The organism is Pantoea sp. EKM10T, from assembly GCF_011800685.1.
In the GTDB taxonomy this organism is placed as follows: Bacteria; Pseudomonadota; Gammaproteobacteria; order Enterobacterales; family Enterobacteriaceae; genus Pantoea; species Pantoea agglomerans.
Window position 1 is genome coordinate 363,283 of the sequence record NZ_JAALEU010000001.1, and the last position, 24,093, is coordinate 387,375.

Genomic DNA, 24,093 nt, shown 5'->3' on the forward strand with positions numbered 1-24,093 from the left:
GATGCTGGAGACAATTCGCAAAAACGGGGTAACGCTGGCGATTTTTGCCGCGATCACTACCGCCGCCACGGCAGTGGTGAATACCGTAACCAGGCCGACGGTGGAACATCAGACCCTGTTGCAGCAGAAAAACCTGCTGGACCAGGTGGTGCCTGTTGAGCTTTATGACAACAACATCCAGCAGGACTGTTACGTTGTCACGGATGCAGCGCTGGGCAACAGTGCGCCGCATCATCTCTTCCTGGCGCGTAAAGGCGGCCAGCCGGTCGCGGCTGCGCTGGAGACGACTGCACCTGACGGCTATTCTGGTGCGATACAGATGCTGGTCGGTGCTGATTTCCAGGGTAAAGTATTGGGCGTTCGGGTGATTGAACACCACGAAACGCCCGGTCTGGGGGATAAGATCGAACTGCGTATCTCTGACTGGATCAACAGCTTTAATGGCAAAGTGGTTCATGGTCCGGCGGATAAAGCTTTTGCGGTTAAAAAAGATGGCGGTGAATTCGATCAGTTCACCGGTGCCACCATTACCCCACGCGCGGTGGTCAATGCGACCAAACGCACCGCGCTGTTAATGAAAACGCTTCCGGAGAGACTCTCTTCGTTACCGGTATGTGGAGACGCAAATGAGTGAAGCTAAAAGCCTGCTGGTTGGTGGATTATGGAAGAACAACTCAGCGCTGGTGCAGCTGCTGGGCCTCTGTCCGCTGCTGGCGGTCACGGCAACCGCCACCAACGCGCTGGGTTTAGGTCTGGCGACCACGCTGGTGCTGACCCTGACCAACAGTTTTATTTCCGCCTCGCGCCGCTGGGTGCCATCGGAAATTCGTATCCCGATTTATGTGATGATCATCGCCTCGGTGGTGAGCTGCGTACAGATGCTGATCAACGCCTATGCCTATGGTCTTTATCAGTCGCTGGGGATTTTTATCCCGCTGATCGTGACCAACTGCATCGTGGTGGGTCGTGCTGAAGCCGTCGCCTCTAAAAGCAGCATTCCGCTTGCCGCGCTGGATGGCTTCGCCATCGGCATGGGCGCGACCTGCGCTATGGTGGTGCTGGGATCGCTGCGCGAAATTATCGGCAGCGGCACGCTGTTTAACGGTGCCGACCAGCTGCTCGGTCCCTGGGCGAAGTCGCTGCGAATCGAAGTGGTCCATTTCGATTCGCCAATGTTGCTGGCAATGTTGCCGCCAGGCGCCTTTATCGGCCTGGGCATGATGCTGGCGGGTAAATATCTGATCGATCAGAAGATGAAACAGCGGGCAGCACTGCGTGCTCAGGCGGCCGAAACCGCGCCCCCTCAGGACGCCGTCGGGAAACCGGTGTGAATCAGACCAAACGCACCGAAATTCTCCGTCGGCTGCAGCAGAATAATCCGCATCCGACCACCGAACTCAACTTCAGCACGCCGTTTGAGTTGCTGATCGCGGTGCTGCTCTCGGCGCAGGCGACCGATGTCAGCGTGAACAAAGCCACCGCAAAGCTCTATCCGGTGGCCAATACGCCTGCCGCGATGCTGGCGCTGGGTGTGGATGGCGTGAAGGAGTACATTAAAACCATCGGCCTGTTTAACAGCAAAGCGGAAAATGTGATTAAAACCTGCCGCATTCTGCTTGAGCAGCACAACGGCGAAGTGCCGGAAGATCGTGCGGCACTGGAAGCCCTGCCCGGTGTCGGCCGTAAAACCGCCAATGTGGTGCTCAACACCGCCTTTGGCTGGCCGACGATAGCCGTCGATACCCATATCTTTCGCGTCAGCAACCGGACGAAATTTGCGCCAGGTAAGAATGTGGAAGAGGTGGAGCAGAAGCTGCTGAAGGTGGTTCCGGCGGCGTATAAGGTTGATTGCCATCACTGGCTGATTCTGCACGGTCGCTACACCTGCGTAGCGCGTAAACCCCGCTGTGGCTCCTGCCTGATTGAAGATCTCTGCGAGTATCCCGACAAAGTCGAGTGATTGCACTGATGAAAGACCCGCTGCGGCGGGTTTTTTATTATCCGGCGATCACTTCTGCTAACGCGTCTCCTGCCCGATCCCCCTTTTCGCTGCTCTCCCTGCTCGTACGAATAACAGTACAGTTTGTCGGGTTGTTACATTGATGTTGATGATGGAAAATCGCCGCCCCTGACGATAAGAAAATGTTATGACACAGTGAGTAAAGTAATGAACAAAAGCGCTTCTGCCGGAAGCCATCCTCTGCGCCTGTTTCTGGCGCGCCTCTGGCCACATCCGCTGGCAGTGAGTAAAAAGCATGTGGTGATCGCCGGACTGGGTGCCGGTATCGGCTTGATCCTGACCAGCCTGCTGAGCCACTGGGTGCTGGGCGAACTGAACCTGTGGTTTGTCGCGCCGGTCGGTGCCTCGGCGGTTTTACTCTTTGGTCTGCCCGCCAGTCCGCTGGCTCAGCCGTGGGCAATCGTCGGCGGCAACAGCCTGTCAGCGCTGGCGGGCGTTACCGTCAGCCAGCTGATCCCTGATCCTGCCCTTGCCTGCGGCGTCGCAGCCTGTGTGGCGATCCTGTTAATGTTCCAGCTGCGCTGTCTGCATCCGCCCGGCGGTGCCGTTGCGCTGACCGCTATTCTGGGCGGCCCTTCGGTGCAGCAGCTTGGATATCACTTTGTCCTGACGCCGATCCTGCTCAATTCACTGACCCTCGCCCTGCTGGCTCTGCTGTTTAATAATCTGGCCGGTCGTCGCTATCCGCATCCGCTGGCCCCGGAAGAAGTTAAACCCGATCCGGTAGCCATGCCGGTGCCGCTGACGCGCGCCGATCTGCATCAGGCTTTGCAGGACGGTGAACTGCTGGATATTGACGAGGATGATTTGCAGGCGCTGCTGCTGCGTGCTGAAGAGATTGCCCAGCGCCGTCAGTTCAGTGGCTGAAACCTGTCGGCGCGAATTCTGGCATTCAGGTCTCCCCTGAACCCTGGTCCTGAGAAGTTGATCGCTGCCACAGTTTTACTCTGCCGCTTCGCCCACGCCACTCCGTAACATACTGATAACACAACCGTCCAGGCCGTACGCCCATCGGCTCCTGGGCGGATGCCCATAGAGCTGGCCTTTTCAGCGCCCTACACTTTGCTCTTCTTTACGTTTCTCACGAGGAAGACCGATGGATAGCGCCTTGTCCCCGCAGCACGATGAGCTGATCGCCTCCGCCATCAAAAAGTTCTTCACCCATATCATCCCGATGCTGGTGGTGATGCTGATTATTAACCAGATCGACCGCGCCAATATTGGCTTTATCAAAGCGGAGTTGCGAACCGATGCCGGGATCAGCGCGGCGGCCTTTGGGCTGGGCGCGGGCCTCTTTTTTATCGGCTATGCGCTGTTTGAGGTGCCGAGCAACCTGATGATGAAGCGCTTCGGCGCCCGCGTCTGGCTGACGCGCATTATGATTACCTGGGGACTGGTGGTGGTGCTGACCGGTTTCGTCACCTCACCGATCCAGTTTTACCTGCTGCGTTTTTTACTTGGCGTAGCGGAAGCAGGCTTCTTTCCTGGCGTGCTGTTCTATTTTCGTCAGTGGGTGCCCAATGCCTGGCGCGGCCGCGCCACCGCGATGGTGCTGAGTGCCACCGCTGGTGCCTTTCTCTTCTCCGGCCCCATCACCGGCGCGATCCTGATGATGCACAATTTCATGGGGATTGCAGGCTGGAAGTGGGTGATGTTTCTCGAAGGCGGTGCGTCGGTGCTGGTCGGCATTCTCGCCGCCTGGGTGCTGGTGTCACGACCTGGCGAGGCGCGCTGGCTGAGTGCCGCGGAGAAACAGGCGCTGGTGCAGCAGCTGCAGAATGAAGAGGCGCAGCGTGACGAGCTTAACCGCGAGCCAGGCAAAATGTCGCTGCTACGTAATCGCAGCCTGCTGTTCTTCTGCGCGATCTTTTTTACTATGACCATGACCGGCTATACGCTGGTGTTCTGGCTGCCGCAGATTATTCAGCGCATTCAGGGCTTCAGCAGTTTTGGCATCGGCATTCTCACCGCCGTGCCCTGGCTGTGCGCCATTATTGCCATTAACCTGCTGAGCCGCTTTTCAGACCGCCACCGCGACAAGCTCGATAAAGCGCTGGGTGTCGCCATGCTGGTCGCGGCCTGCGGCACCTTTATGGCCACGCTGGGTTCCCCGTGGTTTGGCTTCCTGGCGATGATCGTGGCCTGTATCGGCTCGAAAGTCAGTGCGACCTTTTTCTGGCCGATGCCACAGGGAGAGCTGCCCGCCTCGATTGTTGCGCCCGGCATTGCGCTCGTGAATTCCGTTGGCAACCTTGGCGGCTTCTTCGCACCGACGGTGTTTGGCTATCTGGAGATGAAGACCGGCTCCACTACCGGCGGTCTCTATGCCCTGACCAGCGTCTCGCTGCTGACCGGGCTGTGGCTGCTGCTGCGCCGCAAGCCATCCCCGCCTTCCCTTGATCCTATGGAGAATCAACATGTCAGACAGTCCAGTCATTAAAACAATGCGGGTAGTGCCGGTCGCCGGATATGACAGCATGCTGCTGAACATTGGCGGCGCACACAACTGCTACTTTACCCGTATCCTGGTGATCCTGACTGACTCGGCTGGCCGTACCGGCGTCGGCGAAAGTCCCTGCCACGCTTCAACGCTGGCGCTGCTTGAGCGCTTTCGTCCGCAGATTGAGGGCAGCGAACTCCTGCGGCTGAATGCCACCATCGCCACGCTGTTTGCCAGCGACGCACGACACCAGCAGACCGCGCATACCGACGACATTCATATTCCGCAGATGAACCCGGAGAAGTTTTACAACGCCACCGCGGCGATTGAAGCGGCGCTGCTTGATCTGCTGGGTCAGCACCTGAATCTGCCGGTGGCCGAGTTACTTGCCAGCGGCAAGCAGCGCGATCGGGTGCCGGTCCTCGGCTATCTGTTCTATATCGCCGACCGTAATCTGACCAGCATGAACTATCAGGCGGGCCACACGGGTGGTGATGCCTGGCTGCAACTGCGTCATGAGAAAGCGATGGACGCGGAAGGCGTGGTGCGGCTGGCGGAGGCGGCAGCGGATCGCTATGGCTTCCGCGATTTCAAACTCAAGGGCGGTGTCCATCACGGCGAAGTGGAAGTGGAGACGGTCAACGCCCTGCTGGCGCGCTTCCCGCAGGCGCGGGTAACGGTTGATCCCAACGCCAGCTGGTCGCTGGATGAGGCCATTTATTATGGCAAACAGCTGGCGGGCCGCATTCCCTATCTGGAAGATCCCTGCGGCGCGGAGCATGGCTATTCCGGTCGGGAAACGCTGGCAGAATTCAGACGGGCCACCGGCGTTCTGGTTGCCACGAATATGATCGCCAATGACTGGCGACAGTTGCAGCATGCGCTGCAGCTGAATGCCATCGACATTCCTCTGGCCGACCCACACTTCTGGACGATGCGTAACGCACACACCGTGGCGCAGCTCTGCCATGAGTGGGGCCTGACCACCGGCTGCCACTCAAACAACCACTTTGACGTGTCGCTGGCGATGGTGGCGCATCTGGGGGCCGCCGCACCCGGTGATCGCCTGACCGCCTTTGATACCCACTGGATCTGGCAGGATGGGCAGCAGCTGACGCAGCATGCGCCGCAGATTCGGGATGGCTATCTGGAACTGCCAGAGGGGCCAGGGCTGGGGATTACCCTGAATATGGAACGGGTTGAAGCGGCACATGCGCTCTACAACTCCCTACCGGACAAAAACCGAAACGATGCGCTGGGCATGCAGTTTCTGATCGATAACTGGTCCTTTAACGCAAAACGTCCGGCCATGCTGCGCTGATGAGCATCACTCTGTGACAGTGTCACAGAGTGATCGCGTTTAGCGTTGCGCCAGCGCCGCCTGCATCCAGGCAATCACCAGCGGAGAATCTTTGTCCTCCAGGGCGGCGCGTTCCGACTGAAACAGCGTCGCGACATAGAATGGGTGATCCGGTAGCTCAACGCCACGCACATCGCCCGCGTTGTCCCAGGCAGTAATGCGCAGCGTATTATCGCCCAGCGCTGCACTGAATTCCGGGTTAACACCAAAGTTACAGTGATAACCTTCATCGCTCTCCAGCACGCCGTAGGCTCTGGCAATGCGTGACCCGGGTCCGAACCTCACCGCGCCGCGCTGTTCCACCAGCGAGCAGCTCAGCGGGGCAATCACCATCCTTCCCTCGGTGTCTGTCTCGGCATGACTGGCATCCTGCCAGCCCAGTACGTTGCGCGCATATTCGATCAGCGCATACTGGAATCCACCGCAGGAGCCAAGAAAAGGCTTTCCGGTTTCACGCACCCAGCGGAGTGTGTCAAACACGCCGGCATCATTTCGATAGGGGCTACCGGGCACCACCCAGACGGCGTCGCTGAGTTGCAGTTCTGACTCATCCAGTCGGTCAGTGGCGATCCACTCCGCTTCAGCAGTGATATTCAGCCAGCGGGCAGCACGTTCAATAGCAAGGGGGATAGCCTGATGGGCAACCGCATCGGCGCGGTAGTCACCAACCAGAGATAAACGCAGGGGGGACGACATAAACAGATCCTTCTCGGGGAAATTGAGAGGTTACAGTAATGTTAATTTTCTGTCGAGGGCGAGCTGAAAGCGGATTATCGCGATACGTTTTTTAACACGCACGGGCGGCTTGTCACCGGCAGGCTGAGCTGATTTTTATCTTGCCAGCGCCTGCGAGCCCCCTCAGCTGCCGCGTCAGACGAGACAACGCAACCGGTTTCTTTTTTTCCTTTCTGAAATAAATCATCTGTTTGTGCACAGGATCATCATTTGACGGTTTTTGCGGCAATGCCAGGCGTGTAATGTCCGATAATTCGGCAGATTGACTGTGAATTAATCAGCAACCTGCCGTTAGTGCTGCCTGATTATCATTCAGCAAACTATTTATCTGGTTAACCGCGCATTAGCAGTTAATGTTAATACTCTCCAGTGCAAGGCGCTTATCCAGCGTTTATGCGCTGCAATTTTCACTACACTCAAAATTAAAAACCAATTAACAGTTTGCTATAAGTTTTTTAACCCAACATTCCAGGGTCGGGCGGGTTGTCAGAAAATTCTTGCCCTGCCGCCCGTAATCAGCCAAATTAGTCGCCGCTTTTCCCTTCTAATAACAATCTTGCGCATGGAAAACTCACATGACGCGGACTTAATTCCTGTCCCGAAACAGGGTATGAAAAAACTGAGGTACATGTGTCAACTGCAAACAAACACACTGATGAGGCTGTCAGTCTCAATGCGTTTAAACAGCCGAAGGCGTTCTACTTAATCTTCTCGATTGAGTTATGGGAACGTTTTGGCTTCTATGGCCTGCAGGCCATTATGGCGGTTTACCTGGTGAAGCAACTGGGGTTGTCTGAATCAGACTCCATTACCCTGTTCTCTTCATTCAGTGCGCTGGTGTATGGTCTGGTCGCGATTGGCGGCTGGCTCGGTGATAAGGTGCTGGGTACCAAACGCGTCATCGTGCTGGGTGTCCTGGTGCTGGCGCTGGGCTATGCGCTGGTGGCGTTCTCCGGTCATAACGTCAGCATTGTCTACATCGGTATGGCGACCATCGCGGTGGGTAGCGGCCTGTTTAAGGCAAACCCCTCTTCGCTGCTCTCTACCTGCTATGACAAAGATGATCCGCGTCTCGACGGCGCTTTCACCATGTTCTATATGTCGATCAACATCGGTTCACTCTTCTCAATGATGCTGACACCGTGGTTAGCGGCGAAATATGGTTATAGCGTAGCCTTCTCACTGTGCGTTATCGGTCTGATCATCACCCTGTTTAACTTCCTGTTCTGCAAACGCATGGTTAAGGATTACGGTTCTAAACCCGATTTCGCTCCGTTGCAGATCGGAAAACTGCTGATGACGCTGGTCGGCATCGTCTTACTGATCGCACTGGCCAACTGGATGCTGCATCACCAGTCTATCGCACGACTGGTGCTGGCGGTGATTGCCCTGGGTATCGTGCTGGTGTTTGCCAAAGAGGCCTTTGCACTGCAGGGTGCGGCACGTCGTAAGATGATTGTTGCCTTCCTGCTGATGGTCGAAGCGATTCTGTTCTTCGTGCTTTATATGCAGATGCCAACATCACTCAACTTCTTTGCTATCCGCAACGTTGAGCACACCATTCTCGGCATTACTTTTGCCCCCGAGCAGTTCCAGGCGCTGAACCCGTTCTGGATTATGCTGGCCAGTCCGCTGCTGGCGGCGCTCTATAACAAGCTGGGCGATAAACTGCCGATGCCGCACAAGTTTGCCTTTGGTATGGTGCTCTGCTCCGCTGCGTTCCTGGTGCTGCCGGTGGGTGCGAAGTTCGCCAGCGATGCCGGTATCGTTTCCGTTAACTGGCTGATCCTGAGCTATGCGCTGCAGAGTATCGGTGAGCTGATGATCTCTGGCCTCGGCCTGGCGATGGTGGCACAGCTGGTGCCTCAGCGTCTGATGGGCTTTATCATGGGTTCCTGGTTCCTGACTACCGCTGGCGCGGCGGTGATTGCCGGTAAAGTGGCAAACCTGATGGCCGTGCCTGAAAACGTTACCGATCCACTGATTTCGCTGGCGACCTACAGCCGCGTATTCCAGCAGATTGGTATCGTGACAGCGGTGATCGCCCTGCTGATGCTGATTACGGCGCCGATGCTGAACCGCATGGCGCAGGATCCTGACGCGAAAAAAAATAACGTGCAGGCGTAATTCACGCTGCACTTCAGCTAAGCCGGGCTCTGCCCGGCTTTTTTTATGGCTTGCCGCAACGCCCTTCGCAGATCCCTGATCTTTGTCACTGGTAATCCCGCTTTGACTCTTTACTATGCAAGGATCCCATTGCAACAAGGAGTACCTTGTCATGAAACTGTTTTGCAAAGCGGGTGCCTGCTCTCTCTCACCCCATATTGTTATGCGTGAATGCGGACTCGACTTCACTCAGGTGAGTGTTGATCTGGCCACAAAAATCACTGAACGGGGCGATGACTTCCGCCAAATCAATCCTAAAGGTCAGGTGCCCGCGCTGCAGCTCAGCGACGGTTCTGTGCTGACAGAAGGCGTCGCCATTGTTCAGTACCTGGCGGATCTGAAGCCCGATCGCCATCTGCTGGCACCGGTTGGCAGCCTGACGCGTTATCACACCGTGGAGTGGCTCAGCTACATCGGCAGTGAGCTGCATAAAAGCTTTGGGCCACTGTTTCGTCCCGGTTACTCCGATGAGGTGAAAGCGCAGACCCGCAGTCAGCTGGAAGCAAAATTCCGCTATGTCGATGAGTCACTGCGCGACAAACAGTGGCTGATGGGGCTGCATTTCAGCGTGGCGGATGCCTATCTGTTTGTGGTGACGCGCTGGGCAAAAGCGCTGGGACTGGATTTATCCGGCTTTACGGCGCTGGGCGCGTGGTTTGATCGTGTCGCGGAACGTCCTGCGGTGCAGGCGGCGCTTAAAGCGGAAGGCTTAGCCTGAGTCAACAGGGCCGGTTATCCGGCCCTGATGCGTTACAGTTTTTCTGCCGCGAAGTGCTGCGTCGGCGTGGCGATGGCATCCTGTGCCGCCACCAGCTGCAGTTCATATTCGCCCATCTGATGGGTTTTCAGCATCACCTCGTATACCGCTGCGGTGACATGCTCCAGCGCATCCTGCAATGATTTCCCGTGCAGCAGATTCACCAGCAGCAGACCGCTGGTGAGATCGCCCACGCCGACCGGCTGACGGACACCGAAATCGACCAGCGGACGGCTGATGTGCCAGGCATCTTCCGCCGTCACCAGCAGCATTTCAAAGCGATCGCTGCGACGACCCGCACGCGCCAGATGCTTCACCAGCACCACGCGTGGTCCCTGGGCAATCAGTGCCCGCGCAGCGTCTACCGCCGCGTCGACGTCTGTGACGGTGCGCTCGCTCAGCATCTCCAGTTCAAGCAGGTTCGGAGCGATAATGTCGCTGGCAGGCATCGCCATTTTACAGTGAAACTCCGCCACACCCGGCGCCACGATGCAGCCTTTCTCCGGATGGCCCATGACCGGATCGCAGAAGTACCAGGCATTCGGGTTGGCCGCTTTGACCTGACGGACAATCTGCAGAATCTGCTCGCCCTGCTCTGCCGAGCCCAGATAACCGCTCAGCACCGCGTCACAGGTCTTCAGGCGGTCGATGTCAGCAATGCCTTTAACAATGTCGGTTAAATGCGTTGCAGGCATCACCGTGCCGGTCCAGTGGCCATATTGCGTATGGTTGGAAAACTGCACGGTATTCAGCGGCCAGACGTTTGCGCCCATACGGCGCATCGGAAACTCAGCCGCCGCGTTACCGGCGTGACCAAAAACAACGTGCGACTGAATCGCTAAAATATTTTTCACTTGTTTGCCCTGTCCTGCCTTGCCATAAAAAAAGGGCCGGAAACCGGCCCTGAAATCTTACTGCCAGTTAATCAGGCAGTAATGTTTCTTGCCGCGACGCAGCAGCGTATAGCGGTTAAACAGTTTGTCACTGTCGCTGAAGCGGTATTCCGCATCGGACTGCTTTTCACCGTTCAGTGAAACGGCATTGGAGCCGATCATGGTGCGCGCCTGGCCACGGGACGGCACCAGCTCTGCTTTCACCAGCGCCTGCTGCAGATCATCGTCAGCGCCCAGCACGATAGTTGGCATACCATCCTGCGCCAGCTGTTCAAAATCGGCTTCGGTCATTTCGCTCACGGATCCGGAGAAGAGGCTGGCAGTAATACGTTTCGCCGCCGACAGACCTGCTTCGCCATGCACCAGACGCGTCACCTGCTCAGCCAGCACGTACTGCGCACGTGGCGCGGTACCGCTGTTTTTATCTTCTTCTTCCAGCGCGTTGATCTCTTCCATGCTCAGGAAGGTGAAGAACTTCAGGAAGCGATAGACGTCAGCATCCGCGGTGTTGATCCAGAACTGATAGAACTTGTACGGGCTGGTTTTCTTCGCATCCAGCCAGACTGCGCCGCCTTCGGTTTTACCGAATTTGGTGCCGTCAGACTTGGTGATCAGCGGAACGGTCAGGCCAAAGACCTGGTTCTGATGCAGACGACGGGTCAGATCGATACCGGAGGTGATGTTGCCCCACTGATCAGAACCACCAATCTGCAGGGACACACCGTGCAGCTCGTTCAGACAGGCGAAGTCATAGCCCTGCAGCAGATTATAGGAGAACTCGGTAAAGGAGATGCCCTGATCGTCACGGTTCAGACGCTGCTTCACCGCTTCTTTGTTGATCATCTGGTTAACGGAGAAGTGCTTGCCGATATCACGCAGGAAGGTCAGCACGTTCATGCCGCCAAACCAGTCGTAGTTGTTGGCGGCGATGGCGCTGTTGCTGCCGCAATCGAAGTCGAGGAATGGCGCCACCTGCTGGCGGATCTTTTCAACCCATTCGTTGACGGTTTCACTGGTATTAAGTTTACGCTCTGCGGCTTTGAAGCTCGGGTCACCAATCAGGCCGGTTGCACCACCGACCAGCGCCACCGGCTTGTGGCCGGCATCCTGAAAACGCTTCAGGCAGAGCAGCGGTACCAGATGGCCCAAATGCAAGCTGTCAGCAGTGGGGTCAAAGCCGCAATAGAGCGAAATTGGCCCCTGCGCCAGTTTCTCTGTTAACGCGTCTTCATCCGTCACCTGGGCGATTAGGCCCCTCTCCTGCAATTGTTGTATCAGGTTACTGCTGGTCATTACTGACTCCAAATTGATCAGACTGCACCTATGCTGGTACACAGCTTTCCGCTGAGTTGCGGAATCGAAAAAAATCAGGGCTATAGCATAAAGCGCTGACGCTTTCTGTGCCAGCGCTGATAGGGGCGAATCGTGCAGATTCAGGGTGCCAGACGGTCGATTTTCCAGCCGTCGTGATCGCGCTGATAGATGAAACGATCGTGCAGACGATGTTCGCCACCCTGCCAGAACTCCATCGTGTGAAATTTCACCCGGTAGCCACCCCAGAAGCTGGGCAGCGGCACTTCGCCCTGCTGGAACTTCTGTTTAAGCTCCAGGAACTTTCCTTCCAGAATACCGCGTGCCGAAATACGGCTTGACTGCTTCGACACCCAGGCACCAATCTGACTGTCGCGCGGACGACTGTGGAAATATTTCAGCACCTCGAGGGGCGACAGTTTTTCCACTTCACCCAGCACCATCACCTGACGCTCCAGATAGTGCCACGGGAAGTGCAGAGAGATGCGCGGATTGTGCGCCAGCTGCAGCGCCTTACGGCTGCCGAGGTTGGTGTAAAACACCATGCCCTGCGCATCGTAGTGCTTCAGCAGCACGATACGCTGCCATGGCTGGCCCTGCTCATCCACGGTTGCCACGGTCATGGCGGTAGGATCGGGCAGTTTTGCCTCGCAGGCCTGGCTTAGCCACTGTTCAAATAGCGCGATCGGATCGTCCGGCAGATCCTTACGACGCAATCCACCGCGGGTATATTCACGCCGCAGATGGGCAATGGTGTGTAGCGTTTCGCTGTCGCTCATAATGCTCGCCTATTCAGATAACAAGTCAGCTGGCAGGTTGCAGCTCACAATCATTCACGACAATTTTATCGTTACGTTCGATAAATGCGCCGTTTCCTTTGGACCAGAACACATAGGTGTTATCGCTGTAGCGTGCGCCGGAAGCGGATACCGTCTGCTTCAGCGTCAGAGGCTGCCCATCCATGATGAAACTGATCTGCTGCTGCGCCTCGTCCAGCGTCACGGTCAGGGGCATGGTTCCGCAGCGATAGTGCAGGGTCTGCGGCGACGGCGGCTGTTTATGCATCAGGCTACAGCCTGACAGCAGTAGCACCGCGGCAACGGTTAATCCTTTCAACATAAGCGGGTCTCCTTCACGAGTGAAGCTGGCATTATAAGAAGGATTGCGCGCGAAGTAAGTGGGAATCCACGCCAATCTGGCAGATGCTGTCAGTCAGGCTGAATTATTGCGCCTTTTCAGACGGTTGTCTGAATGCACAGGCCGCGTTCTCAGGCTACGCTCTATAGATCTTAAGCGAGGAAGACAAACATGAAATTTGATAACGAAGATGCATTTAAGCTGGCAGTGGCGTTTATGAACCACAAAGAGAATGCCACCATCGCCAGCAGCTACTTTAAAACCTTTATCGACACCTACCAGAAATTTGACCGCTGGCTGAGCGCATCAGACCCGGTCAGCGCCATGAAAGCAGAAAAAGCGGCCGCCAAAGCGGGCGAAGACTCCATCCTCTGATCCCCTTCTCCACGGGTCCGATAGCCTTCAGGGTATCGGACCCGTGAATCCCGCCAGACATTCACCCCGATGCTGACTATTTCCGCACCGCTATTCTGGCTTTTACGGAAATATCCGCTCTGGCTGCCGTGCTTATTTCCCGCATCAGCATCGATCTTATTTCGGTACAGCGCATCCTCTGCTGAAATGGCACAGAACGGCTGGGTACATTTGCAATAAATGCTATTTCACGCCGTCATCCCCCCTAATCAGCACCACACACTCCGGTTTTGTTTAAAAAACAGGCAGCGAGACGCGACAGGGCCAGCAAACCTGATAAAGCCGACTATGCTGTAAACGTTCGGATATACTTCATGGAGCAGAAAAAATGAAAATGAAAATGAAATCCCTGTCAGCCGTCGCGTTGCTGGCTCTCTCTTTAGGTACGCTGGCAGGTTGTGCCTCAAACCAGTCGATTAAGACCACCGATGGCCGCACGATTGTCACCGATGGCAAACCGCAGATTGATTCAGATACTGGTCTGGTTTCTTACCGCGATGCTCAGACAGGAAAAACTGAGCAGATCAATCGTAATGAGATCAGTAATATGAGTGAACTCGACAACTAATATAAGGTGAATAAGATGAAAAAAGCGCTGATTTTACCTCTCGCCGCATTGATTGGTATGACCGTATTAACCGGCTGCACCCGTACCAGTTATGCGATTCAGACTAACGATGGACGCACCATTATTAGTGATGGCAAGCCTTCTGAATCGGATGCCGGCCTGCTGGCTTATACCGATGCAAATGGCGTGAAGCAGCAGATTAATAAAGCGGACGTTAAAGCGGTCTCTGAAGTACCGAAGAAATAATCCGATCGCTGTTGCCCGATGAATAAAGCCGCCCACGAGCGGCTTTATTTTTGTCTGCGCCTGGCACGAAGTGGCGCACAGGCCCGGTTTTATTCCCCGGTGGTTTATAAATCAGAAATATCCGCTGCGGCGTGGCCATAATATGGCAGGCAACCGTACGGATAGTGGTGCAGATAATAATCTGATAACGAAATACGCCGTTCCGGCCTTATCTGAATTTCCGGCAGTTCCGAGCTTTTTTAACCAGCATAATAGCTCAGTTCATCTCTCAAGAATAACCTCACTCTGTTTTTATGCTTTGATATTAGTGGTTTACCGCCTCGATTAAAGGTTCACTTTATTTTCGGTAAATTTTAATCATAGCGCCCTGCTGTTTCCCACCTTTTAGTCCAGAGCGCCTTTAACTAGACTCTTTATATCGCTACTTAATCAGGAGGGTGCAGATGGTTTATCACGACAAAACAACGGGTCATATGATTCTTGGTGAAGCTGCAATTAATCTGGCTTTTGACGAACAGGAGATTACGCTGGTAGCACTGATTCGCCAGTTGAGCGAAATGGCCGAACAGGAGCGCAACGATGAGCGGGTCACGCAGATTGCCGATGCGCGGAACTGGCTTAAAGGTTTTATCGAATCCTCAACGCGCGACCGTGCCGAATTAAACTGGCTGGTCGAGACCGGACAGGCACCGGTTAACCTTAAAGACTATCGTTAGTCATGTGCGGGTCATTGCTATTTATTTTTAGGGTGCCGGGCACGCGCCTGGCTTCACAGCCAGAGACGCTGGGCCTGCGTGGCAGTGGAATAGTGCATGTCGGCCAGAACGTGACCAGAACGTGAATTGCAACGCTCTGCACCCGGCTCCTGTGTCGGCCTGAAACGGCTTCCACACCCATTGATGAGTGCTATTGCTCTGCACTCATCGGCCTGCCATCTGGCCATTAACCGGCCTTCGTCGGCTTCTCTCCACCTGCCGTCACGGTCAGCGCGTCAGCGGCTCCCCGTTTTCAGTCACCTGCAGCGTTTTTGGATGTTTCGCTGTAGTGGTTTCAAACCCACCACGGGCAGCAAAAACAGAACAGCCAATGGCTGCCACAAGTGTCAGTAAGATTGAGGTTTTCACGAAACGCGCCTTAATTTTCTTCGCTACAGGATAAAGCGTGAAAGCCTGGCACATAATCAGATGGGGGGAAAGGAAAGTGCAGAATTTCTCTGTCTGGAAGCCCATGTCCGGGAAGTCTGTTTACTGATTGAGCGGCCTTGCCTGGTTACCCCAGTACTTTCAATGCCAGCGCCAGCGTCTTTTCTTCGTTAGTCACATCGCTGACCTTACCTGCCACGCGCAATCCAAAAGCAATACAGAGAATTAAACCGGCTGCTGCCTCGCTGTCCAGCGTGTTATCGATAGATCCATCCTGTTGTCCCAGCTCCAGCAGCGAGACCAGGAAGCGTTGATTACGCTGAACGACCTCATCAATGCGCTGCGCGAGTGGCTGATCCATCGTCTGCAGCGCAATCGCGCTGGCGACGACCAGACAGCCGCAACGCCCTTCTGTGGCACGTGCCGAATCCAGGTAGAATTGCAATAGCTCGGTTATTTTCCCCCGCCCGCTGGCACAGGGTGCCAGACGACGGTGCAACTCACTATTTCTCAGCAACAGATAGCGTTCGAATACCAGCAGGAAGAGCGAGCGCTTATCTTTAAACGCCTTATAGATGCTGCCTGCGGAGAGATGCATCGCCTCACCCAGATCGTTCATTGAGGCCGCATGATACCCTTTTTGCCGGAAAACGATCATGGCGTGATCCAGAGCCTGTTCGATCCCGAACTCTCTGGGGCGTCCCCGCTCTTTGTTTTTATACGTTGTGGCTGTCGTGGTCATTGTTACCGGCCTGGGGAGGTGTGTTGCTGTCAAAATCAATGGCGATTCTATCCCAGGCGCGGGTAACAAGCCAGGCCGTCCGTCGCCCGTCACGCGCAGACGGCCCGTTATTTCCCGGACGCATTAAGATGATTCGCCGCTGTCTGACCAGCCGCCGTCTGGTCTGCGGTGCAAGCCGGACGCGATTCATTCAGATAAGGATGTTGTCTCTGTGCGGCCTTTTTCCCGCTGCTGGCTGCGCTTCAGCGCGTTTATTTTTAACAGCCATAACGTAAATTGCTTAATAAGCAGGCTGGCGTGGTTTTCATTGTCAGCAAAACAGAGAAAGAGTCGGGTTTTTATATTGCTGTTATCGTCGATCGCATAAATCTCATATTCGTCATGATGGCGGGATTTTATGATTGCTGTGAAATGTATTGCGGGCCAGAGCATCACTCTGACTTCAAACTGCCTGAAATCCATTATATTTACCTGGTAATTTGCTTAAAATACCCGATGAAAAACTACTCACCGGGTCAGGCAAAGCATAACTTCCTGCCACTTTAATCGCGTGATAAAAAAGCTTTTAGCAGAGGCCGCGGTTTCAGCAGCAGAGGAACATCGGGTCAGCCTTCACTTAAGCGCAACCACAGGCAGATCGGTTATCCGGGTGGTATAGGCAGGCGACAGCATCTCGCGTTTCATCGACCAGGCTTTGTTGATCCCCTGCCCGGCAAACCACAGCTTCCCGCTGCCGAGCTTGTTGACTGTGTCGATCAGCTTCATCAGCTCTTCGCTATTGCGGCGTGGCTGATGTTCGTCAAACAGATCAAACTGAGCCACGCCCTGGCTGAAAAAATCCCCCAGCACGATGCCGGCCTTCATGTAGCGATGTCCCTCAATCCAGATGTTATCCAGGCACGCCATTGCAACTCTGATGATGTCGCGTGTGTCCTGCGTCGGAATCAGCAGTTGCTCCATCGACTGATTGCCATAAAAGGGTTCGTCAGTCGCATGCGGACTGGTGCGTACAAATACCCCTACCTGACGACAATATTGATTCTCACGGCGCAGCTTCTCCGCCGCGCGCTCGGCATACGCGCAGACAGCCTCGCGCATCTGATCGTAGTCGGAGATACGGCTGCCAAACGAGCGCGAACACATGATTTGCTGTTTTACCGGCGTCACTGACTCCAGCTCCAGACAGGATTCGCCACGCAGCTCTCTGACAGTGCGCTCCAGCACGACGCTGAACTGTTTGCGGATGGCCTCGGTGCTTTGATCGGCCAGATCTTTCGCCGTCATGACGCCCATAGCGTTGAGCCGTTTGCCGATCCGATGACCCACGCCCCAGACTTCCGCCACATCAATCAGCGCCAGCAGCTTTTTTTGTCGTTCAGGGTCCGACAGGTCGACAATGCCGCCGGTTTTGCTCCACTTTTTGGCCGCAAAATTCGCCAGCTTTGCTATGTAACACTGCTGTTCTACACTCAATCAAAAATCCAGTTACATCAGTACATCTGCCATATGCTGCCAGCATTAGAGGAGAGGTATATATGTTTCGGTTACGTCGCGGTAGCGGTGATTTTCTCTTTCATGTAACAGATTCCCAGGGGTTGCCACATTTACCGTTGACGGTTTATGCGTGCCGAGCCGACAGGTACCATTCACCAGCTACAGTTAAGGCTTATCTCAGGCATCTTCTGGCATTTTTTTCGTGGGCTGGGCAGGATGAAACCGTGAAACGCCAGCATTGGGATTTGCTGGGCAACAGTAGTCAAGTCCGTGCTGTACTCGAACATTTCCTGACAACCCAGCTGCACTGTACCCTGTTTTTCGCACGCGATCTGTCAGGAGGAGATATTCGCAAGGTGCAGGTTACTTGGGGAAAAGCCCACCGGATAAATCATCTGTTAGCTGCGCTGCGATCTTTTTATCAGTTACTCATCTCGATGCAGCTGTATCACCATCTTCACCCTCTTGATTTACCCCAAGCCCAAAATATGATTGCCGAAATCCGGCAGCAGCATCTTGATGACTTTGTGAGAATAAATCAGCGACCGCCGATGCCATCAGACAGTGGTATTGACCATTGGCGCCCTCTCAGACTGACTTCTTCGTATTACAGAATTAAAGATAATCAATGGATCCCTGAGTATCTGGACGATCCAGAACTCATGGGGCATGTACTGGCCTCAGGCGAACAGGGCGGCTGGAACCTACAGGATATAGCACTCGTGAGAATACTTTTCGATACGGGCTGCAGAATACACGAGGCCTGCGCGCTGACCATGCATGACTGGAAGGTCAGTGGTTTTCGCAACATGTTCATGTCGCTGAGTAAAGGCAGTCGTGGGAAGCGGGTCAAGAATATTATCATCACGAATAAAACGCTGAAGGTGCTGCTGCGCTATATCAGAAATGACAGGCCTGAACTGCTGCCATATCTCAACGGGCGCACTGCTTTACCTCCCGAAAATGTTCACCTACTCCCCCTTTTCTGTACAAAAAGAGGCCATCAACTGACACCGGACAACTTTAGGCGTTACCGGTGGACGCCTGTGCTGGCGGCTGCCGGGCTAAGGATACGCACTCATCAGGTTCGACACTGGTTTGTCACAATGGCACTGAACGAGATCCACCGTAGCGCCGTCTCAGAGGCTGATCTTCTGCAGAAACGCAGCGCCCTGCAGGTATTAATGGGATGGAGATCCGATATGTTGCCAGCCTATGATCAAGCCCGACAGCGCCATGATTTACCTTTGCTGGCGAGTGCAATACACACGTACATCGAAGACAAGCAGCTAGAGGCTCAAGCTGCTTGTGATGTGCCCGATAACAAGGAAAGTCAGGGCTCGCTGATGCTGAAAGAAATGTTGGAGGGGAAACTATGAGCGTTGATACTCAACCTGTTTCACAGCGCAGTCATACATTATTTTTTGAACTTACTCAGCGTGAAGAACGGGGAGACTGGTTCAGGATTGAAGATTTACCGGGCACCCGCACCGGACGGCCTGCACTGAAAAGAGCGTTGATGCCTTACATTGATAATGTTATGGCTCAGCTGCTGGGTACCACACCCATGTCTCATCAGATGTTCCTCGCATGGGAGCGGCAGTATCTGACATTTGACTTTTTCATCCGAAGCAGCAGATATGCACTGGAGATTAAATACCGGTACATTATTTATTGCATTGAGGATGGACTCAGAAATGACAATGAAGAGTATGTGTTAAAAATAAGACAGCAGTGTTGCGCTACAGATGAAGATATTTTCATCATTGTTGAAAAAATTAAGCTAAAGGAGCTTATTACCGAACCTGCTTCATTCTCTACTTCCATTTTACGCCTGCCTCCGAATGAGCGTAAAAAGGTCATTTATAAATTATACGACTTTTATAAAAAACAGGCTGAACCTTTTAAAACCTCAGAAATATCAGATCAATCCGGCATAGACTTACATATCATATCCAGATATGGGCGCTGTTACGTTAGCGAACTGGCTAATTTTCTTCTTAACGAAGATGTTTCTGATGATTTGGCCTATTTTGAATGGAACAGAACGGTAACGACCTTTAGATACTCACTGCAAAATACAGCAAGAGCAAAAGAAATCAGTGAGGAAAAAGTGATTCTTGCCATTGATTATTTAAGCCGAAATAAACGTGAGGTGACATATTCAGAAATAACCACACTGGTCTGCCTTGATCATCGACTGGTTAAAAGAGTGGTGGCTCAATGGGAGAAACGCACGGATACCAAATTGGTGAAAAAAGATGCATGGAAGACCATCTCTCTGGATGAGCTAGTCGCCACACTCGACCCGGTTCTTCATACAATACCACTGACGTTTCTGGACTCGCCTGCAACAGGTAAACCAATGACCAATGCACAGATACGTATGATTTACGAGATTAAGCAACCGGGACTGAGAAACATGGCATTTTTTATCATGGCGACCTGTTACAGTAACAGAAGAAATGACATTACTTTTTTTTATTACATGCCCCGGTTTCTTAACGCAACTGGCTCGGATGACATAGACCAGTTTGACTGTGAGACCTTTTTCAAAGCATATCATCAAGGTGATCTTGTCCCTGAAGACAACATAGGACAGCGGGCTAGAATAATACAGACGTATTTTCGGTTACTCGTTAAACAAGGAGATTACTTCAGCAAACTTAACACAGACCAGCGAGAAAAATTCACCCCCTTTGCACTACCGCGCGTGTCCGACGATTTATTCTGGAAAAAATCCACCCTGCACAGAACAGTCTCACACGAACAAAAAAACAAAAGAAAATCCAAAACAGCTGTCCTGCACCAGAAGTTTTATTTTCTTCGCGATTTTGTGGAAAGAAGAAAGTTGCAGATTAATAGGCTACATCAGGAGATACAAAAGGCGTTTAAGCGATTTGAAAATTCGGAGAAAAAGACACCGCTGGTTTTTGAGTATACAGAATCTGTGGTCATGGAAAACAGAGGCGAACAGGCATATACGCACAAGTTTAAAGTCTGGGACGCGAGGCTATTGAGGCAGGCACATGAGCATGTCGCTGAGGCCAGAACCTATCGACATCGTGATACTAATCCGCATCATACTATTCATGATTCGGATGCAAGATTCACTACTTATGAGGGAAGCTACGATAAACATCACCAACCCGTTGAAGGTCTGTGGTTCACTGAACTGATCACGCTTGCCGCGCTCACGGGCTCTCCTTCGGCTGAAATCACTGACCTATACGGAGTATCAAAGGCGTCTTTTCAGGGCCCTATAACTACCCCCTACGGATATACAACCAGCCGGTGGCAACACTTATTGAGTAAAGATTTGGGACTGATATTTATTCCTGTTGAAATTTTGATGATTGATGCGCTGTTGGCGCATTCTGTTGTACAGATCATGTCAAAGACAGGGGCTCGGGCACATGAGTTTTTGCAGATAAGGTTAGTCCCAGAGCATCTTTATCGGATCAATCTGGCAGAAAATAAAGAGTGCATTCTATTTAATGCTGTTCCCAAAGGAAGATTAAAAGAGGAGCCTTTTTATATTGATAATAAGTGCATGGAAAGTCTTTATGAATGGTGGAGTTATCAGAGAAGTAGATCCCAGACATTCCCCGTAATTAAAGCAGCAGCATGCCTGGGACCAAAGTTAAAACCTGCAAGTTACCTCTGGCAAAACGATGAAAAACATTTTACACAGAAAGACATTAACGGCGCACTTTCCGTTATGCTCCATGGGCTTTCCTTGAAAACGGCCGCGGGGCAATCTATAAAAGTCACTAGTCATCTGCTCAGACATAGCTTTGCAACAGAAATGCGTACACTTAATACGCCACTCGACGTATTGGCTTTGTTGATGAAGCAAAAAGATGTCAACGTTACGGAATATTATGCCAGGCATACACCCTCTCAGTTGGTCGAACTGCAACAACAAATTTTCACTCAGCGACATGACTTTTCCAGGCAGCATATTCGCACGAAAGGCGATATTGCTCAGCAACTGACAGAGGCTGTCGGTAAGGTTGGAGCGCTGATTCCTGTTACAGGCGGATGTTGCACGATTGCGAATGCGTGCCCGGCCAAGTTTGCCTGTATTGGATGTGCAGGGAATGCCCCCGATCCCGCCAGACGCAGTGACGTCCTGGTGTACAGAGATGCTTGGGTAAAGATGGCTGAGCTTGCCGGGCAGCAGAATTTGCCAGCAGAAAAGAGAAAAGCTCATGAAATTATTGGCAGCTGTGACGACATGCTGGAAGAAATGGATTTGATTGAGCAGGTAGATACCATTAAGCGTAATCTGCAGTCCTCATCCTGACTCACGAGAGGTTGACGGTATGACAAAGAAAAACATGAGCGGTATTTATACCTGGCAAAGAAAACGCGTTGAGAATAGCTTATCGCTGGTCAAGCGTGCTATTGATGAACTTTTAGCAGAGAAGCTGAGGATCAGCCTGACAACGATTGTTCTGGCTTCCAAAAGCGTAGATCCTGCGGGAAAAGGCGTATCTACTTCTACTATCTTGCGGAACAAACAATGCCACGAACTATACAAAAAGCACGCAACACTGACCGGTAGTAGCCAGAAAAAACGTAACATCCCGGGCTCTGAGCTTAATAATCCAACAGCGTCAGAATTACGGAGAGCTTATCTTCTGGCGAGTAAGAGCAAAACAGCCCTGATAGCGAAGGTTATTTTGCTTGAACGTGAGCTTGAAAACTGTGAAATACAGAATGGAAACCTGCGAAATAAACTACTGTCACTGCAGCTACCGCACCTGTAGGGCAAAAATTCATTTTCATTTAGCGACAGGCAGATCTGAATAGCGCGTAGTGTAAGCCGGTGACAGCATCTCACGTTTCATTGCCCAAGGCTTCTCAATGCCCTGGCCCGCAAACCAGACCTTTCCTTTTCCTGACGCGTTAATACCGTCAATTACCGTCATGAGTGCCGTGCTATTAGCTTTCGGGGCGAAACTGTCAAACAAATTAAGCTGTGCTGTGCCACGACTAAAAAAATCAGCCAGCATAATGCCCGCTTTCATGTAACGGTAACCATCGACCCATATTCGATCCAATGCTTCTGTCGCGGCACGTATGATGTCACGCGTATCATCAGAGGGTGTCAGTAATTTCACCGACGATTGGTTTCCATAATAAATTTCATTATCTGCGTGCGGGCTGGTGCGTAGAAAAACGCTAACAAAAGCACAAAACTGGTGTTCGCTACGCAATTTTGCTGCAGCGCGCTCCGCATAGGTGCAGACAGCCTGACGCATATCGGCATACTCGGTAATACGATACCCAAAAGAGCGGCTGCACATAATCTGTTGCTTATTGGGCGCGAATTCCTCAAGCTCCAGACACGGTTCACCACGCAGTTCACGCAACGTTCTTTCCAGAACAACGTTGAAATGCTTTTTGATTACCCACGGTGAGCTATTAGCTAAGTCTAGCGCTGTACTGATCCCCATAGCGTTTAGTTTTTTGCTGATGCGCCTACCTACCCCCCATACCTCCTCTACAGGTACGCGCTCTAACAGCTTCCGCTGACGTGATATGTCAGATAAATCAACCACGCCTCCCGTACCAGGCCATCTTTTTGCTGCGTAATTTGCTAATTTTGCTAACGTTTTTGTTTGCGAAACGCCGATCCCTATCGTGAGCCCAGTATTTTTAAATACCTGGTTTCGCACGGTTTTGCCAAAATCTGTCAGCGATATGCAGCTGGCTACGCCAGATAAGTCGATAAAGGCTTCATCGATTGAATAGATCTCGATGGCCGGCGACATCTCCGTCAGCGTCTGCATAACTCGCGCGCTGAGGTCAGCATAAAGGGCATAGTTTGAGCTAAATACGTGCACTGCGGAGGGGAATGTTTTATTTTTCAATTTAAAAAAAGGCTCTCCCATCGTAATACCGAGCGCTTTTGCCTCTACTGAACGCGAAATTACACAACCGTCGTTGTTAGAGACCACCACCACGGGTTTTCCCTTTAAATCCGGGCGGAACACCGTCTCACAGGACGTATAAAAGCTGTTGACGTCGGCCAAAGCGAACATTGTCATTTATGTGATTTCACTGAAAATGTCACTACACCAAATATTTCCAGATTTTCTGGATGATGAAATGTTATGGGTGAGTAATTGTTATTGTAAGGAACCAGTTGCAAGATGGGATGCGTGCGCAACTCCTTAACGGTAAATTCGCCGGCTACTGCCGCAATCACGATATCGCCATGACTTGCCGAAAGCGAACGATCAACCACCAGAAGGTCACCATCTCCAATTCCAGCGCCAGTCATAGAGTCACCGCTTACTTTAATAAAATATGTGGCGCTAGGGTGGGCTATCAAAAGCGTATTGAGATTCAGCCTATCTTCAACATAGTCTTGCGCGGGGCTGGGAAAGCCACAAGGTACCCGTTCCGTAAAGAGAGGAAGAGGGATAGAGGGGGCGATCTCTATGGGATAAAAAATCTGCATAGTGAGGAACTCAACATGACTGTGTTTATATACAGTATCACTGGATTTTTCGCACGTTCAACCTTCTTCTAAGCAGATTTCTGGAAGCGTATGAAGTTGCGAGGAATTTAGGTTTTACCGTGTAAGCTGTAAGTCGAGCAAGTTTGCTTTTATGCTGTTTTTTAGATAATTTAGATAAATTATCTAGCTACCG

Annotated in this window: 24 protein-coding genes and 1 pseudogene; 15 read left to right on the plus strand and 10 right to left on the minus strand. The window is 52.7% G+C overall.

Going from position 1 to position 24,093, the window contains the following annotated elements; translation table 11 throughout:
• Position 1 precedes the first annotated feature (1 nt).
• The 6 genes from rsxG (at position 2) to HFD95_RS01720 (ending at position 5,781) form a co-directional block, all read left to right on the plus strand.
• Positions 2-634, plus strand: coding sequence for an electron transport complex subunit RsxG (gene rsxG, locus HFD95_RS01695; protein ID WP_010670075.1), 633 nt, complete (start codon positions 2-4; stop codon positions 632-634).
• Positions 627-1,331: an electron transport complex subunit E gene (locus tag HFD95_RS01700; RefSeq protein WP_010245400.1), complete on the plus strand. Its 705-nt coding sequence runs from the start codon at positions 627-629 to the stop codon at positions 1,329-1,331. The genes rsxG and HFD95_RS01700 overlap by 8 nt, the downstream gene beginning before the upstream one ends.
• Positions 1,328-1,960, plus strand: a complete 633-nt coding sequence (gene nth / locus HFD95_RS01705) for an endonuclease III (RefSeq protein WP_010245402.1) — start codon at positions 1,328-1,330, stop codon at positions 1,958-1,960. The genes HFD95_RS01700 and nth overlap by 4 nt, the downstream gene beginning before the upstream one ends.
• Positions 1,961-2,167: 207 nt before the next feature.
• The gene (locus HFD95_RS01710; RefSeq protein ID WP_010670074.1) at positions 2,168-2,887 is read left to right on the plus strand and encodes an HPP family protein; all 720 of its coding nucleotides are present in this window, start codon (positions 2,168-2,170) and stop codon (positions 2,885-2,887) included.
• 229 nt (positions 2,888-3,116) lie between these two features.
• On the plus strand, positions 3,117-4,460 hold the full coding sequence (locus tag HFD95_RS01715) for an MFS transporter (protein ID WP_010245410.1): 1,344 nt from the start codon (positions 3,117-3,119) through the stop codon (positions 4,458-4,460).
• Positions 4,438-5,781: an enolase C-terminal domain-like protein gene (locus HFD95_RS01720; RefSeq protein WP_167429751.1), complete on the plus strand. Its 1,344-nt coding sequence runs from the start codon at positions 4,438-4,440 to the stop codon at positions 5,779-5,781. The genes HFD95_RS01715 and HFD95_RS01720 overlap by 23 nt, the downstream gene beginning before the upstream one ends.
• A 39-nt stretch (positions 5,782-5,820) precedes the next feature.
• Here HFD95_RS01720 and HFD95_RS01725 read toward each other — a convergent pair whose 3' ends face one another.
• The gene (locus tag HFD95_RS01725) at positions 5,821-6,516 is read right to left on the minus strand and encodes a CTP synthase (protein WP_061703995.1); all 696 of its coding nucleotides are present in this window, start codon (positions 6,514-6,516) and stop codon (positions 5,821-5,823) included.
• A 669-nt stretch (positions 6,517-7,185) separates the two neighbouring features.
• On the opposite strand from HFD95_RS01725, the gene dtpA reads away from it, so the two are divergent.
• Positions 7,186-8,682 (plus strand): dipeptide/tripeptide permease DtpA, encoded by a 1,497-nt coding sequence (gene dtpA / locus HFD95_RS01730; RefSeq protein ID WP_167429752.1) that lies wholly within the window; start codon positions 7,186-7,188, stop codon positions 8,680-8,682.
• Between the two features lie 151 nt (positions 8,683-8,833).
• Positions 8,834-9,439, plus strand: coding sequence for a glutathione transferase GstA (gene gstA / locus HFD95_RS01735; protein ID WP_033757533.1), 606 nt, complete (start codon positions 8,834-8,836; stop codon positions 9,437-9,439).
• 32 nt (positions 9,440-9,471) lie between these two features.
• Here the strand turns inward: gstA and pdxY are convergent, their stop codons facing one another.
• The 4 genes from pdxY to HFD95_RS01755 form a co-directional block, all read right to left on the minus strand.
• Positions 9,472-10,332 carry a pyridoxal kinase PdxY gene (gene pdxY, locus HFD95_RS01740; protein ID WP_010245428.1) on the minus strand — a complete coding sequence of 287 codons (861 nt, stop codon included), beginning with the start codon at positions 10,330-10,332 and terminating at the stop codon, positions 9,472-9,474.
• 57 nt (positions 10,333-10,389) lie between these two features.
• Positions 10,390-11,664, minus strand: coding sequence for a tyrosine--tRNA ligase (gene tyrS / locus HFD95_RS01745; protein WP_010245429.1), 1,275 nt, complete (start codon positions 11,662-11,664; stop codon positions 10,390-10,392).
• A 140-nt stretch (positions 11,665-11,804) separates the two neighbouring features.
• Positions 11,805-12,461, minus strand: coding sequence for a pyridoxamine 5'-phosphate oxidase (pdxH, locus tag HFD95_RS01750; RefSeq protein ID WP_010245431.1), 657 nt, complete (start codon positions 12,459-12,461; stop codon positions 11,805-11,807).
• Positions 12,462-12,486: 25 nt separating this feature from the next.
• Entirely contained in the window at positions 12,487-12,801 is a 315-nt protein-coding gene (locus HFD95_RS01755; RefSeq protein ID WP_167429753.1) for an MliC family protein, read from the minus strand.
• Positions 12,802-12,990: 189 nt separating this feature from the next.
• Here HFD95_RS01755 and HFD95_RS01760 point away from each other — a divergent pair, with 189 nt between their 5' ends.
• The 4 genes from HFD95_RS01760 (at position 12,991) to HFD95_RS01775 (ending at position 14,763) form a co-directional block, all read left to right on the plus strand.
• Positions 12,991-13,194: a hypothetical protein gene (locus tag HFD95_RS01760; protein WP_003848989.1), complete on the plus strand. Its 204-nt coding sequence runs from the start codon at positions 12,991-12,993 to the stop codon at positions 13,192-13,194.
• A gap of 373 nt (positions 13,195-13,567) precedes the next feature.
• Positions 13,568-13,801, plus strand: a complete 234-nt coding sequence (locus tag HFD95_RS01765) for a YgdI/YgdR family lipoprotein (RefSeq protein WP_033779782.1) — start codon at positions 13,568-13,570, stop codon at positions 13,799-13,801.
• A gap of 15 nt (positions 13,802-13,816) precedes the next feature.
• Positions 13,817-14,047, plus strand: a complete 231-nt coding sequence (locus tag HFD95_RS01770; protein WP_010245445.1) for a YgdI/YgdR family lipoprotein — start codon at positions 13,817-13,819, stop codon at positions 14,045-14,047.
• Between the two features lie 443 nt (positions 14,048-14,490).
• Complete coding sequence (locus HFD95_RS01775) at positions 14,491-14,763, plus strand: hypothetical protein (protein ID WP_022625718.1); 273 nt, start codon at positions 14,491-14,493, stop codon at positions 14,761-14,763.
• A gap of 553 nt (positions 14,764-15,316) precedes the next feature.
• On the opposite strand, the gene HFD95_RS01780 is transcribed toward HFD95_RS01775, so the two are convergent.
• The 3 genes and pseudogenes from HFD95_RS01780 to umuC (HFD95_RS01790) all read right to left on the minus strand — a co-directional run.
• A complete protein-coding gene (locus HFD95_RS01780; protein ID WP_022625720.1) occupies positions 15,317-15,931 on the minus strand; it encodes a TetR/AcrR family transcriptional regulator in 615 nt (204 codons plus the stop codon).
• A gap of 186 nt (positions 15,932-16,117) precedes the next feature.
• Positions 16,118-16,393 (minus strand): hypothetical protein, encoded by a 276-nt coding sequence (locus tag HFD95_RS01785; protein WP_167429754.1) that lies wholly within the window; start codon positions 16,391-16,393, stop codon positions 16,118-16,120.
• A gap of 150 nt (positions 16,394-16,543) precedes the next feature.
• Positions 16,544-17,383: pseudogene (gene umuC / locus HFD95_RS01790) on the minus strand (translesion error-prone DNA polymerase V subunit UmuC); the annotation flags it as partial.
• Between the two features lie 83 nt (positions 17,384-17,466).
• On the opposite strand from umuC (HFD95_RS01790), the gene HFD95_RS01795 reads away from it, so the two are divergent.
• Genes HFD95_RS01795 through HFD95_RS01805 form a run of 3 tightly spaced genes read left to right on the plus strand, consistent with a single transcriptional unit; the run spans position 17,467 to position 22,200 of the window.
• Positions 17,467-18,804, plus strand: coding sequence for a site-specific integrase (locus HFD95_RS01795; protein ID WP_167429755.1), 1,338 nt, complete (start codon positions 17,467-17,469; stop codon positions 18,802-18,804).
• Positions 18,801-21,734: a site-specific integrase gene (locus HFD95_RS01800; protein WP_167429756.1), complete on the plus strand. Its 2,934-nt coding sequence runs from the start codon at positions 18,801-18,803 to the stop codon at positions 21,732-21,734. The genes HFD95_RS01795 and HFD95_RS01800 overlap by 4 nt, the downstream gene beginning before the upstream one ends.
• A 19-nt stretch (positions 21,735-21,753) precedes the next feature.
• Complete coding sequence (locus tag HFD95_RS01805; protein ID WP_167429757.1) at positions 21,754-22,200, plus strand: hypothetical protein; 447 nt, start codon at positions 21,754-21,756, stop codon at positions 22,198-22,200.
• Between the two features lie 15 nt (positions 22,201-22,215).
• Here HFD95_RS01805 and umuC (HFD95_RS01810) read toward each other — a convergent pair whose 3' ends face one another.
• Positions 22,216-23,478 carry a translesion error-prone DNA polymerase V subunit UmuC gene (umuC, locus tag HFD95_RS01810; protein WP_167429830.1) on the minus strand — a complete coding sequence of 421 codons (1,263 nt, stop codon included), beginning with the start codon at positions 23,476-23,478 and terminating at the stop codon, positions 22,216-22,218.
• A 2-nt stretch (positions 23,479-23,480) separates the two neighbouring features.
• A complete protein-coding gene (gene umuD, locus HFD95_RS01815) occupies positions 23,481-23,900 on the minus strand; it encodes a translesion error-prone DNA polymerase V autoproteolytic subunit (protein WP_167429758.1) in 420 nt (139 codons plus the stop codon).
• Positions 23,901-24,093: the final 193 nt, after the last annotated feature.

What these genes read in the sequence shown, in the direction of transcription:
- rsxG (WP_010670075.1), top strand. Translation starts at nt 2, where the DNA reads ATGCTGGAGACAATTCGCAAAAACGGGGTAACGCTGGCGATTTTTGCC.
- HFD95_RS01700 (WP_010245400.1), top strand. Translation starts at nt 627, where the DNA reads ATGAGTGAAGCTAAAAGCCTGCTGGTTGGTGGATTATGGAAGAACAAC.
- HFD95_RS01710 (WP_010670074.1), top strand. Translation starts at nt 2,168, where the DNA reads ATGAACAAAAGCGCTTCTGCCGGAAGCCATCCTCTGCGCCTGTTTCTG.
- HFD95_RS01715 (WP_010245410.1), top strand. Translation starts at nt 3,117, where the DNA reads ATGGATAGCGCCTTGTCCCCGCAGCACGATGAGCTGATCGCCTCCGCC.
- HFD95_RS01720 (WP_167429751.1), top strand. Translation starts at nt 4,438, where the DNA reads ATGTCAGACAGTCCAGTCATTAAAACAATGCGGGTAGTGCCGGTCGCC.
- HFD95_RS01725 (WP_061703995.1), bottom strand. Translation starts at nt 6,516, where the DNA reads ATGTCGTCCCCCCTGCGTTTATCTCTGGTTGGTGACTACCGCGCCGAT.
- gstA (WP_033757533.1), top strand. Translation starts at nt 8,834, where the DNA reads ATGAAACTGTTTTGCAAAGCGGGTGCCTGCTCTCTCTCACCCCATATT.
- tyrS (WP_010245429.1), bottom strand. Translation starts at nt 11,664, where the DNA reads ATGACCAGCAGTAACCTGATACAACAATTGCAGGAGAGGGGCCTAATC.
- pdxH (WP_010245431.1), bottom strand. Translation starts at nt 12,461, where the DNA reads ATGAGCGACAGCGAAACGCTACACACCATTGCCCATCTGCGGCGTGAA.
- HFD95_RS01755 (WP_167429753.1), bottom strand. Translation starts at nt 12,801, where the DNA reads ATGTTGAAAGGATTAACCGTTGCCGCGGTGCTACTGCTGTCAGGCTGT.
- HFD95_RS01760 (WP_003848989.1), top strand. Translation starts at nt 12,991, where the DNA reads ATGAAATTTGATAACGAAGATGCATTTAAGCTGGCAGTGGCGTTTATG.
- HFD95_RS01765 (WP_033779782.1), top strand. Translation starts at nt 13,568, where the DNA reads ATGAAAATGAAATCCCTGTCAGCCGTCGCGTTGCTGGCTCTCTCTTTA.
- HFD95_RS01770 (WP_010245445.1), top strand. Translation starts at nt 13,817, where the DNA reads ATGAAAAAAGCGCTGATTTTACCTCTCGCCGCATTGATTGGTATGACC.
- HFD95_RS01775 (WP_022625718.1), top strand. Translation starts at nt 14,491, where the DNA reads ATGGTTTATCACGACAAAACAACGGGTCATATGATTCTTGGTGAAGCT.
- HFD95_RS01780 (WP_022625720.1), bottom strand. Translation starts at nt 15,931, where the DNA reads ATGACCACGACAGCCACAACGTATAAAAACAAAGAGCGGGGACGCCCC.
- HFD95_RS01785 (WP_167429754.1), bottom strand. Translation starts at nt 16,393, where the DNA reads ATGGATTTCAGGCAGTTTGAAGTCAGAGTGATGCTCTGGCCCGCAATA.
- HFD95_RS01795 (WP_167429755.1), top strand. Translation starts at nt 17,467, where the DNA reads ATGTTTCGGTTACGTCGCGGTAGCGGTGATTTTCTCTTTCATGTAACA.
- HFD95_RS01800 (WP_167429756.1), top strand. Translation starts at nt 18,801, where the DNA reads ATGAGCGTTGATACTCAACCTGTTTCACAGCGCAGTCATACATTATTT.
- HFD95_RS01805 (WP_167429757.1), top strand. Translation starts at nt 21,754, where the DNA reads ATGACAAAGAAAAACATGAGCGGTATTTATACCTGGCAAAGAAAACGC.
- umuC (WP_167429830.1), bottom strand. Translation starts at nt 23,478, where the DNA reads ATGTTCGCTTTGGCCGACGTCAACAGCTTTTATACGTCCTGTGAGACG.
- umuD (WP_167429758.1), bottom strand. Translation starts at nt 23,900, where the DNA reads ATGCAGATTTTTTATCCCATAGAGATCGCCCCCTCTATCCCTCTTCCT.